General features: G+C 46.4%; 10 protein-coding genes. 9 read left to right on the top strand and 1 reads right to left on the bottom strand.

The window, feature by feature from the left end; genetic code table 11:
• The first annotated feature begins 248 nt into the window (after positions 1-248).
• The 7 genes from EKM87_RS11685 (at position 249) to EKM87_RS11655 (ending at position 8625) form a co-directional block, all read left to right on the top strand.
• Positions 249-2114 (top strand): ribonuclease J, encoded by a 1866-nt coding sequence (locus EKM87_RS11685; RefSeq protein ID WP_125684923.1) that lies wholly within the window; start codon positions 249-251, stop codon positions 2112-2114.
• Between the two features lie 71 nt (positions 2115-2185).
• Positions 2186-3148, top strand: coding sequence for a hypothetical protein (locus tag EKM87_RS11680; RefSeq protein WP_125684921.1), 963 nt, complete (start codon positions 2186-2188; stop codon positions 3146-3148).
• Positions 3149-3307: 159 nt separating this feature from the next.
• The gene (tuf, locus tag EKM87_RS11675; protein ID WP_125684919.1) at positions 3308-4498 is read left to right on the top strand and encodes an elongation factor Tu; all 1191 of its coding nucleotides are present in this window, start codon (positions 3308-3310) and stop codon (positions 4496-4498) included.
• 270 nt (positions 4499-4768) lie between these two features.
• On the top strand, positions 4769-6079 hold the full coding sequence (gene tig, locus EKM87_RS11670; protein ID WP_125684917.1) for a trigger factor: 1311 nt from the start codon (positions 4769-4771) through the stop codon (positions 6077-6079).
• A 215-nt stretch (positions 6080-6294) separates the two neighbouring features.
• On the top strand, positions 6295-7548 hold the full coding sequence (gene clpX / locus EKM87_RS11665) for an ATP-dependent Clp protease ATP-binding subunit ClpX (RefSeq protein ID WP_125684925.1): 1254 nt from the start codon (positions 6295-6297) through the stop codon (positions 7546-7548).
• Positions 7549-7729: 181 nt separating this feature from the next.
• The gene (gene yihA / locus EKM87_RS11660) at positions 7730-8323 is read left to right on the top strand and encodes a ribosome biogenesis GTP-binding protein YihA/YsxC (RefSeq protein WP_125684915.1); all 594 of its coding nucleotides are present in this window, start codon (positions 7730-7732) and stop codon (positions 8321-8323) included.
• A 2-nt stretch (positions 8324-8325) separates the two neighbouring features.
• On the top strand, positions 8326-8625 hold the full coding sequence (locus tag EKM87_RS11655; RefSeq protein ID WP_125684913.1) for a nucleoside triphosphate pyrophosphohydrolase family protein: 300 nt from the start codon (positions 8326-8328) through the stop codon (positions 8623-8625).
• A 48-nt stretch (positions 8626-8673) separates the two neighbouring features.
• Here EKM87_RS11655 and EKM87_RS11650 read toward each other — a convergent pair whose 3' ends face one another.
• Positions 8674-8871 (bottom strand): SPJ_0845 family protein, encoded by a 198-nt coding sequence (locus EKM87_RS11650; RefSeq protein ID WP_225426700.1) that lies wholly within the window; start codon positions 8869-8871, stop codon positions 8674-8676.
• Positions 8872-9022: 151 nt separating this feature from the next.
• On the opposite strand from EKM87_RS11650, the gene uvrC reads away from it, so the two are divergent.
• Positions 9023-10840: an excinuclease ABC subunit UvrC gene (gene uvrC / locus EKM87_RS11645; protein WP_125684909.1), complete on the top strand. Its 1818-nt coding sequence runs from the start codon at positions 9023-9025 to the stop codon at positions 10838-10840.
• An 88-nt stretch (positions 10841-10928) separates the two neighbouring features.
• Positions 10929-12224 (top strand): GTPase ObgE, encoded by a 1296-nt coding sequence (gene obgE, locus EKM87_RS11640; RefSeq protein WP_125684907.1) that lies wholly within the window; start codon positions 10929-10931, stop codon positions 12222-12224.
• Positions 12225-12365: the final 141 nt, after the last annotated feature.

The following is a 12365-nucleotide window of genomic DNA, read 5'->3' as shown; positions in this document are numbered from 1 at the left end:
GCGCCTTGAGACGCTGGCCGGTACCCAGGGCTTATAGCCCTCGAGAAAACCACCCGTTTAACGGGTGGTTTTTATTTTTGCCTTTAAAACAGATTAGCCATCTTAGTTCTGTATGCCATCAAAGTATGGTAAACTGGAGGAAGTTTAATCATGGACGAATTTTGGGCTGAAGTTGCCCATAAGAAAACACTGGCGATTGATTTGCCAGGGATTGAATTGAATCTATCAAAGATACTTGAGGTGAACTTATGAGTGCAAAAATAAAGATTATTCCGTTTGGCGGTGTTCGTGAAAACGGTAAGAACATGTATGCCGTGGACGTTAATGGTGGCATTTACATTTTAGATTGTGGGTTGAAGTACCCGGAAAACGAATTATTAGGGATTGACGTGGTCATTCCTGACTGGGCTTACTTGCGTGAGAATAAGGATCGCATCGTGGCGGTCTTTCTGACCCACGGACATGCGGATGCTATTGGGGCGTTACCTTACTTCTTGAGTGAGTTCAACGTGCCCGTATTTGGTTCTGAAATGACGATTGCCCTGGCTAAAATTGGGGTCAACGCTGAACCAAAAGTGAAGGGCTACGATGATTTCCACGTGATCGATGAAAAGACGGAAATTGATTTCGGCGACGTCACGGTTTCCTTCTTCTCGACGACCCACTCAATTCCTGAATCATTGGGGATCGATTTAAAGACTGACGAAGGCCAAATCATCTATACCGGTGATTTCAAATTCGACCAAACCGCTAAGCCTGGGTACCAAACGGACTACGCACGGTTAGGGTCAATCGGCCAAAATGGGGTCTTGGCCGTATTGAGTGATTCTGCCAATGCAGAAAACCCGGCCATGAACGCCTCTGAACAGACTATTGCGGAATCTATTGAAGAAACCTTCCACTACCAGGAAGGGCGTGTCGTCGTTGCCTGTGTTGCCTCAAATATTCTGCGAATTCAACAGGTCTTTGATGCTGCTAAACAGACAGGGCGTAAAGTTTGCCTGACTGGCCAGGATCTTGAAAAGATCGTGAATACTGCCATGGAACTGGGCAAGTTGGACTTTGACGACGATCTGCTGGTTACACCAGAACAGTTGGAGAGTTTGAGTCCTGCTGAAACAGTTATTCTCCAGACTGGTAAGATGGGTGAACCAATTAAGGCCATCCAACGTATGGCTAATAAGCAAGAAAAAGATCTGAACATCCAGGAAGGTGACCTGGTTTACATTACCACGACGCCTTCACATGCCATGGATACGACAGTTGCTCAGACCCGTGACATGATTTACCGGGCGGGTGGCGAAGTTAAGGCTATTTCGGATGAACTCAATTCTTCAGGCCATGCGTACACACGTGACTTGCAATTGATGTTGAATTTGTTAAAACCTAAGTATTTGGTACCTATTCAAGGTGAATACCGGTTATTGAACGCCCATGCTAATGCGGCGATGGAACTCGGTATGCCTGCTGACCACGTCTTTATTTTGGCCAAAGGTGATGTCTTGACCTATGACAAGGGCGAGATGGGCCTTGGTGAAGGAATTGAAGTCGGTGATACCATGATTGATGGTATTGGTGTCGGGGACATTGGCAACATTGTTCTTCGTGACCGGAAGGTCTTAGCAGACGATGGTATCTTTATTGCGGTCGTAACCATTGATCGTAAAAAGAAACAAATCGTTGCCGACCCTAAGATTACCTCTCGTGGGTTCGTCTACGTTAAGGCTAACAAAGACTTGATGCAGGAAAGTGCGCAAATCATTCGCAAGGCTGTTCAAAATAATTTGGACAACAAAGAGTTTGACTGGGGTCACTTGAAGCAGGATGTCAGAGAACACTTGAGTCATTATCTGTTTGAACAAACGCACCGGCGGCCAGTTATCTTACCAGTGATTATGGAAGTTAACCAGCATCATCGGCGGAGCACTGGCAAGGACAAACCGGGTGAGCAGCCACAACCTAAGCCTAGTGCCAAGAAGGCACCAGCTAAGGCGCAAAATGCCAAGGCTAACAAGCCAGCGGCAGCTGCTGCTAAACCAAACCATAAGGCTCATCGTAACCGTAAACGGCGGCGTGCAAGCAAGCCCGAAGGTACGACCAGCGAAAAAGATTAAGATGACGGACCGAAGCCAGTGAGGCATTCGGTCCGTTTTATGTCAGCGAAGAATTAAGGGGGAAAATAATTGTGGCAGATTTTTCGAGTCCCGCCGCTCGCGAGAAAGCCTTTGAAGCGGCACGTAAGGCGTTTGAGGAGCAACGATGGTCCACGGCTAGTGCAGCGTTTCAAGCGTTGTATCAGGACCAGCAGACGCCTGAATTGAACCGGTATTTGGTGATGAGTCTCTTCCATGACCAGCAATATCTGGCAGCAGAACAAATCGCGGCCGAACAGGACCAAATTTATTTGACTGATGAAGCCTTGTTTAACTTGCGGTTAGACGTGGCGTTACAGAATCAACAATTTATTTTCGCCCGCGAATTCTGTGAGTTGCCGGGTGCTCAAAACTGGCGTGAGGCAGGCCGCGATAAGATTCAGCAGGCAGAACAGGAAGCCGAACGATCACTGGCCGCGACCCAAAAAACGATTGCCAAGCAGTTTTATCATTTGGGGGATGTTTCATTTTCTGAGCAACGGCATCGGCTGGAACGGGCCAAACAGTTGCCACTGACCACTTTTATGAAAGGTGTTCAGTATCTTTTGGTCGACCCGTTCTTACACCCCTTGATTCGGGCAACGCTACTGGAAGAACTTTTACGGTTAAAGGTGGATGCGTCGGTTCAGTTACACTGGTTGGATGACCAGACCTATACTGTTGCTACCAAAGACCTTAAACCTGTAGGAGCCAGTCAAGCAGCACAGGCCATTCAGAATTATTTGCAGCTAGAATTGGGCCAGAATGATCCAGTACTAGCGGCCAATCTGCAACAGACAGTTACGTTACAGCTAATGATGCTTTATCCATTTATTGATAAAGTTATTACCCAACCCGTTTTATGGGTTCAGACAGTGGGGGGAATCACGCCGTCTGAGGGGGATTCTGAGAAACTAAAAGAAATTTTGGCCTGGCAACAACGCCTAAATCGGTATTTGGCTGAACTTTTTGGGCCATTAAGTGGCGAAAATACCGAAAAACCGAAAAATGAGTGAATTTTTAGTTTACAAATAATTCTTCAGCATATATACTGGTCAAGGATTCTTTTTTGGGAGGGTTCCAGCTTTCCCTTTCTGAAAAGAAGTAGTATAATTTTACGCAAAGGGTGATTAATTTAATTGCCCTTAGCGATAAAATACAGGAGGGTTTCATTAATGGCTGAAAAAGAACATTATGAAAGAACTAAACCCCATGTAAATATTGGTACTATTGGCCATATTGACCATGGGAAAACGACGTTAACTGCTGCAATCACTAAGGTACTTGCTAGCAAAGGTTTAGCAAAGGCCGAAGATTACGCTGATATCGATGCAGCTCCAGAAGAACGTGAACGCGGTATCACGATCAACACTGCTCACGTTGAATACGAAACTGAAAAGCGTCACTATGCGCATATCGATGCCCCAGGACATGCTGACTACATCAAGAACATGATTACTGGTGCTGCCCAAATGGACGGTGCTATCTTGGTTGTTGCCGCTACTGATGGCCCTATGCCACAAACTCGTGAACACATTTTGCTTGCTCGCCAAGTTGGTGTTGAATACATCATCGTCTTCTTAAACAAGACTGACCTTGTTGATGACGACGAACTTGTCGACTTAGTTGAAATGGAAGTTCGTGAATTGCTTTCAGAATACGATTACCCTGGTGACGATATTCCAGTTATCCGTGGTTCTGCTTTGAAGGCTCTTGAAGGCGACGAAGAACAAGAAAAGGTTATCCTTCACTTGATGGATGTTGTTGATGATTACATCCCAACTCCAGAACGTGAAAACGACAAGCCTTTCTTGATGCCAGTTGAAGACGTCTTCACGATCACTGGTCGTGGGACTGTTGCTTCTGGTCGTATCGACCGTGGGATGGTCAAGGTTGGTGACGAAGTTGAAATCGTTGGGTTACATGACGACGTATTGAAGACGACTGTTACTGGTCTTGAAATGTTCCGTAAGACGTTGGACCTTGGTGAAGCCGGGGATAACGTTGGTGCCTTGCTCCGTGGGGTTAACCGTGAACAAGTTGTACGTGGACAAGTTTTGGCTAAGCCAGGCTCGATCCAAACGCACAAGCAGTTCAAGGGTGAAGTCTACATCTTGAGCAAAGAAGAAGGTGGCCGTCATACGCCATTCTTCTCCAACTACCGTCCACAATTCTACTTCCACACCACTGATATCACTGGTGTAATTGAATTGCCTGATGGCGTTGAAATGGTTATGCCTGGTGATAACGTGACGTTCACTGTTGAACTGATCCAACCAGCTGCCATTGAAAAGGGTACTAAGTTCACTGTTCGTGAAGGTGGCCACACCGTTGGTGCCGGTACCGTTACGGAAATTGACGACTAATTAATCTGATTAATTAGAAGTATCTGTAAGAGGGGTCGAAAAGTTTAACTTTTCGGTCCCTTTTATTGTGGCTAGATTTCGTGTGACAATGGTGAAAGCTGGTTGACCTTTTAAAATCGGTTTATTCATCGAAAAATCGCAAAGAATCCGCGCCATTCACGGTGTTTCGGCAAAAATCATTTTACAATTTCGGTGGCGTAAGGTACACTAATATAGTATGCAATTGCTAGAATTGTAAATAGTAATATCTTTCATTTCGGAGGGAAAATAATGGCTGCAAAGTGGGAAAAAAAGGAAGCTACTAAAGGCGAACTGACCTTTGAAATTGCTCCTGATAAGATTACGGAAGGCTTAGACAAAGCATTCCAACGTACTAAAAAGAATTTAGCGGTTCCAGGTTTCCGTAAGGGCCGGGTTCCACGTCAAATCTTCAACCAAATGTATGGTGAAGAAGCTTTATACCAAGACGCTTTAAACATCGTCTTGCCAGAAGCTTACGATGCTGCCATTAAAGAAGCTGGTATCGAACCAGTTGACCAACCACAAGTGGATGTTAAATCCATGGACAAAGGTAAGGCTTGGGTCTTGAAGGCCGTTGTTACGGTTAAGCCAGATGTTAAGTTGGGCGAATACAAGGGCCTTAGTGTAACTAAGCAAAACACCCGTGTTTACCAAAAGGACATTGACGCTGAATTAGAAAAGCAACGTCAACAACAAGCTGAATTAGTCTTGAAGGAAGACGAAGCCGCTGCTAAGGGCGATACTGTTGTTATCGACTTTGACGGTTACGTTGACGGCAAGCAATTTGACGGTGGTAAGGCTGACAACTACTCCTTGGAATTAGGTTCTAACTCCTTCATTCCTGGCTTTGAAGACCAATTAGTTGGTCACAAGGCTGGCGAAAACGTGGACGTTAAGGTAACCTTCCCTAAGGATTACCAAGCCGAAGACTTACGTGACAAGGAAGCCACTTTCAAGGTTACCATTCACGAAGTTAAGGAAAAGCAATTACCAGAATTGGACGATGAATTCGCTAAGGATGTTGACGAAGATGTTGACAGCTTAGAAGAATTACAAGCCAAGACGAAGGATCGTTTGAAGGAACAAAAGACGACGGCTGCTCACGAAGCAATCGAAGACGAAGCCATCAGTACTGCTGTTGACAACTCTGAAATTGCCGAAGTGCCAGAAGCTATGATGACTGAAGACATCAACCGTCAAATGGACCAATACCTGGCTAACATGCAACAACAAGGTATCGAACCTAAGATGTACTTCCAATTGACTGGGACGACCGAAGACGACTTGCGTAAGCAATTCGCTGATGGTGCTGAAAAGCGGGTTAAGACCAACTTGGTTCTTGAAGCCGTTGTTGAAGCCGAAAAGATCGAACCTAGTGAAGACGAAGTCAAGGCTGAAGTTAAGGACTTAGCTAGCCAATACGGTATGGAAGAAAGTGCCGTACGGAGTGCTTTGTCTGACGATATGTTGAAGCATGACATTGCTATCAAGAGTGCAGTTGACTTGATTGCTGACTCTGCTAAGCAAGACAAGAAGAAGGATTCTGAAGACGACGAATAATCGTTAACAGTGTTTTGACCGGGATGACAGGCGATGTTGTCCCGGTTTTTCTATCTTTTAACCAGTTTTCCCAGCCACGAGGCGAATTAATTTTCACATGCCGTTAACTGTGGTATAGTACACGATTGAATAGGGAATCTGGTTAGTTCGACAGGCTTACTGACCAAGAACCGTTGACTAATTAGTTCTAAGCCTGGAGAGAAAGGGTGAGTTTATTGTTTGAAAACACCGATACGAATGGCACAGTAACCTGCTCATTCTGTGGTAAAACACAAGACCAAGTTCAGAAGATCGTTGCTGGCCCAGGTGTTTACATCTGTAACGAATGTATCGACCTCTGTAAAGAAATCATTGATGAAGAAGTCAGCCAAGACGCTGCACCAGAAACGTTGGAAGTACCAACGCCTGCTGACATCGTGAACACGCTAGATCAGTACGTTATTGGCCAAGACGAAGCTAAGCGGACGTTGTCCGTAGCGGTTTATAACCACTACAAGCGAGTTAATGAAATGGCTCAAGCTGACAGCGAAGGTCCTGAATTACAGAAGAGTAACATTGCTGTTATCGGACCAACTGGTTCAGGGAAGACCTACCTGGCACAAAGCCTGGCTAAGATCTTGAACGTGCCATTTGCAATTGCGGATGCGACGACCTTGACCGAAGCTGGTTACGTGGGTGAAGACGTAGAAAACATTCTGTTGAAGTTACTGCAGAACGCTGACTACGACGTGGACCGTGCTGAAAAGGGAATCATCTACATCGATGAAATCGATAAGATTGCCAAAAAGGCTGAGAACGTTTCGATTACGCGAGACGTTTCCGGTGAAGGTGTTCAACAAGCACTGTTGAAGATTCTTGAAGGTACGATTGCTAACGTGCCACCTCAGGGTGGTCGGAAGCATCCACAACAGGAATTCATTCAAATCGACACCACGAACATCCTCTTTATTGTGGGGGGAGCGTTTGATGGTATCGACGGCATCGTTAAGCGTCGTTTGGGTGATCAAACGATTGGTTTTGGTGCGGATTCCAAGGAACAAAATGTGTTGGCATCAGGTGATAGCTTGATGCAACACGTCATTCCAGAAGATCTCTTGCAATTTGGGTTAATTCCTGAATTCATTGGGCGGTTACCAATCCTGACAGCCTTAGAGAAGCTGGATGAAAATGACTTGGTTCGGATCTTAACAGAACCTAAGAACGCATTGGTTAAGCAGTACGAGAAACTCTTATCATTGGACAACGTTCAATTAGAGTTCCAACCTGCGGCATTGCGTGAAATGGCGAAGTTAGCGATTGCCCGGAACACTGGGGCTCGTGGGTTACGCTCTATCATTGAAGATGTGATGCGTGATATCATGTTTGACTTACCAAGTCGTAACGACGTGGCTAAGGTGGTCATTACGGCGGCTACGGTTACTGATCATGCTGAACCTGAATTGGTTCTGAAGGATCAAAAGGCGTCTTAATTAATAGAATTATCAGAAGGATGTTTGGCTACGGCCGGGCATCTTTTTTATTTGGGTAAATCCCGGCCAACCACTCTTTATGGTGGGTCCGTTGGAAAAGTTCCGGGGAATCAATTCTGTGGTGCCAAGTTCTGTGTTAGAATGGTGAAAGATATTTTTTTGGAGAGGATGGCACTACCTAATGCAAGTTAATCATGTGGAATTAGTCATGAGTGCGGTTGACCCCGTACAGTATCCCACCACGGGCTACCCAGAAATCGCGCTGGTGGGACGTTCAAACGTGGGGAAATCCTCACTGACGAACGTGTTGATCAACCGGAATTCTTACGCCCGGACGTCCAGTCAACCTGGGAAGACGCAGACCCTGAATTTTTATAACGTGGAGGATCAGCTCTACTTCGTGGACGTTCCCGGTTACGGTTACGCCAAGGTTTCGAAGTCTGAACGGGAAAAGTGGGGACAAATGATTGAAACTTATCTGACGCAACGAGACCAGTTGCGCGGGGTCGTTTCATTAATTGATGCCCGGCACGCGCCAACGGAAGCTGACGTGACCATGTACCAGTGGTTAGCTTACTACGAAATTCCAACGCTGATCGTTGCCACTAAGGCTGACAAGATTGCGCGGGGAAAGTGGAACCAAACGGTCAGTCAGATCAAAAAAATGTTGAATTTGCCTAATACCGACAACATTGTGATGTTCTCAGCGCCTAAGAAATCGGGTAAGGATGACGTTTGGAACTGGATCGAGCAACAAGCCTTTGGGGAGGAATAGCAGTGGAATTTAATGAATATCAAAAAGCCGCTAACCGGACTTTATACGGCAACGAACAGGTTCTGACGAATTGTGCGTTGGGCCTGGCTGGTGAGACGGGACAGGTCGTTGATTTGGTCAAGAAATACACATTTCACGGTCAAGACTTGGATCACGATGCCATTGTGAAAGAAATGGGCGATGTTCTCTGGTACTTAAGCCAGATTGCGCAATGGGCGGACATCGATTTTGACGAAGTCGCACAGGATAACATCAAGCGATTGAACGCACGGTACCCTGACGGCTATCAACCAAAACGCTAAAACACAGAAAGGACTCACAGCTGTTCGCCGTGAGTCCTTTCTTTACCCTTAATCCTGTTCGTGTTTTTGCTCGTGCTTAACTTTGTCATCCTTAATCAAGCCCTTGCCCCGCTTATCATTCTTGTGGAAATCGTTACTTTTCAAGAACTTATCGCGCTTTACGTCCGTGGGGTCCATTTGGGCAAATTTACCGAACATGGAGTCTAGGTCGTCTTGCCGTTTAACCTTTAAGGCCAATTCAGCCACCTCCTTGTCTTTTGCAGTTATTCTAGCAGAATTCCGCGGGTTTGTCATTTAATGTTCAGTTTGGAGAACTGAGGGTGGATTGCTTGCACCAAACAGGCATTCGGCTTATACTTTATTAGCTAATTATTCATAAAAACGGGAGGGATTATCCTTGGCATCAGAATACCTTGAACATAAGTTGGCACTTCTGCCGGGCCTTCCCGGCTGTTATCTCATGAAAAACATCAATAGTCAGATTATTTACGTGGGTAAGGCGAAAAACTTAAAGAACCGGGTTCGCTCCTACTTTAAGAGTAGTCATACTGGTAAGACGGCCCAATTGGTGAGTGAAATCGTTGATTTTGAAACGATCATCACATCCACTGACAAGGAAGCTTTCTTGCTGGAAATTACCTTGATTCAAAAACACCAACCCTATTTCAACATTAAATTAAAGCGGGGGACTGGTTACCCCTACATTAAGATTACCAATGAACGTGATCCACAGTTACTGTTGGTCAGTGATATTCGGAAGGACGGGGCCTACTATTTTGGCCCGTATCCGAACGTTTACGCGGCTGAGGAAACGATTCATTTCTTGCAGAAGGTCTATCCTTTGCGGCGGTGTACCGGTTATCAAGGGCGTCCCTGCTTGTACTACCATATGGGGCAGTGCCTGGGGGCCTGCTTCAAAGAGGTTCCCGAGGCCGAGTATGACAAGCAAATTCGTAAGATTAAATCGTTCTTGAACGGTAACGTGGCCCATGCGGAAAAGGATTTAAACCAACGGATGGGCAAGGCAGCCGCCGACATGGAATACGAACGAGCAGCCGATCTCCGTGATCAAATTCGGTACATCGAAGCCACCGTCGAAAAGCAAAAAATCATTTCCAACGATAGTACGCCGCGGGATATTTTTAACTTTTACATGGATAAGGGGTGGCTGTCGATTCAGGTCTTCTTCATTCGTCAGGCGCGACTGATGAAACGGGAAAAGCGACTGTTTCCAATCGTCAACACCCCTGAGGAAGAATTAGCCAGCTTTATCGTGCAATTTTATCAGCGGAAGAATACCGTGTTGCCCCGCGAAATCTTGCTACCGGCGAGTGTGGACCACGAGGTTATCGAAGAGCTGCTCCACGTGCCCGTTAGAACGCCTCAGCGGGGAACCAAGCGGGACTTACTGGACATGGCAGGTAAGAACGCCAGACTGGTCTTAGAAGAGAAGTTTCGGCTTCTGGAGCTAGACGAAAGCAAAACGACTGGTGCGATGAAAGAAATTACTGATGCATTAGGCATTGCTCCTGGTCATAAGATTGAAGCGTTTGACCACTCCCATATTCAAGGGGCGGACTTAGTTTCCGCAATGGTCGTGTTCGTTGATGGTCAACCCAATAAGAAATTATATCGGAAATATAAATTAAAGACCGTAGATCATGCGGATGAAACGGCTAGCACATTGGAAGTTATTCGGCGACGTTATGGACGCTTGCTAAAGGAAAACAAACCGATGCCCGACCTTATTCTTATGGATGGAGGCGACATTCAGATGAATGCCGTTAAGGAAGTCTTAGAGGATGAATTTGACTTGCACATCCCAGTTGCTGGGATGGTGAAGAACGATCACCATAAGACTGCCGACCTGTTATTTGGTGGGGATGACCACCATATTCATTTGGACCCCAAGAGCCAAGGCTTCTACTTAGTTCAACGAATTCAAGATGAAGTTCACCGTTTTGCAATTACGTTCCACCGACAGGTTCACAGTAAGAACTCACTGAGTTCTCGGCTGGACTTGATTCCTGGTGTAGGTCCCAAGACGCGGACAAAGTTGTTGAAGAAGTTTGGTTCAACCAAGAAGATTGGTGAAGCCAGTGTCGAAGTTCTGCAGGGCCTGGGTATCAGTAAGACGGTCGCACAAACGATTCACGTCACGCTGGCAACGGAGACCGCAGAGATCAAGAATCCACGAACGCCAACCAAACTTTGACGTCACGGCCGTTTGCCGGTATACTAGCTAGCAGGAATCTTACAGAGAAAGCAGCGCAGGCTGGTTTAGAAAACGAGGAAAATAAATTATGTTTGTAGATCAAGTTAAAATTAATGTGAAGGCCGGAAACGGTGGGAATGGTATGGTGGCCTTCCGTCGGGAAAAATTCGTGCCCAATGGTGGTCCCGCTGGGGGAGACGGTGGCCGCGGTGGGAACATCGTGTTCATGGTCGACGAAGGTTTACGGACCCTGATGGATTTCCGTTATTCCCGTAAGTTTAAGGCGAAAAATGGTGGTAATGGTGCGATCAAGTCGATGACTGGTCGGGGCGCGGATGATACCCTGATCAAAGTGCCACAAGGAACGACCATCATTAATGATGAAACGGGCCAGGTTATTGCTGACCTCGTGGCCAGTGATGATTCAGCCGTGATAGCACGTGGTGGTCGTGGTGGCCGTGGTAACATCCACTTTGCTTCACCTAAGAACCCTGCACCAGAAATTGCCGAAAATGGTGAACCTGGTGAAGAGTTCGAGGTTCGTTTGGAGTTGAAGGTGTTAGCCGATGTTGGATTGGTTGGGTTCCCATCAGTTGGCAAATCGACTTTACTGTCAACGGTCACGAGTGCCAAGCCTAAGATTGCGGAGTACCACTTTACGACCTTAGTCCCTAACCTGGGGATGGTGCGGTTACCTGATGGTCAAGACTTTGTGATGGCTGATTTACCTGGTCTGATTGAAGGGGCTGCTACGGGTATCGGACTGGGCTTCCAATTCTTACGTCACGTTGAACGGACGCGGGTCATTCTGCATCTGATCGACATGAGCGGTTTGGAAGGGCGCAACCCTTACGATGACTTTGAAAAAATTAATGAAGAGTTGAAGACGTATGATCCAGATATCTTGAAACGCCCACAAATTGTGGTTGCGAACAAGATGGATATGCCGGATTCAGCGGATAACTTAGCGCAATTCAAGGAAGACTTGAAGCAAGATGAGTTGTTGGCTGATACGCCAGAGATCTTCGCTGTTTCTGCGTTGACTCACGATGGCTTAACGCCACTGTTACAGCGGACGGCAGTGCTGTTGGCTGAGACACCGAAGTTCCCAGTTAAGCAACCAGAAGCGCCAACGACAGCAGAGTACACGTTCAAACCCGCAGAGAAGTTTACCATCGATCGGGATGAAGACGGTACTTGGGTTCTGGGTGGTGCTGAACTTGAAAAGCTATTCAAGATGACGGACATCAACCATGACGAAAGTCTGTTGCGGTTTACCCGTCAAATGCGTGGCTTGGGCGTGGACAATGGTCTGCGTGACCATGGCGCTCAAAACGGTGATTCTGTTCGAATCGACGACTTCACATTTGAATATATGGCCTAACGAAGAGACGCTACCGTTGTGCTTGACCGCGCAACGGGGCGCCTTTTTTCGTGGCAAAATGATTGGCTCTTTGTCAACCGGTGTTGATGAAGGGATTTTCAGAGGTTCAATTCACTTTCGAATTGGACCTCTTTTCTGTAT

The sequence above is a fragment of the Levilactobacillus yonginensis genome (genome assembly GCF_003946265.1).
GTDB lineage: Bacteria > Bacillota > Bacilli > Lactobacillales > Lactobacillaceae > Levilactobacillus > Levilactobacillus yonginensis.
Note: the sequence above shows the minus strand (reverse complement) of the source record. Positions and strands in the feature narration are given on the sequence as shown.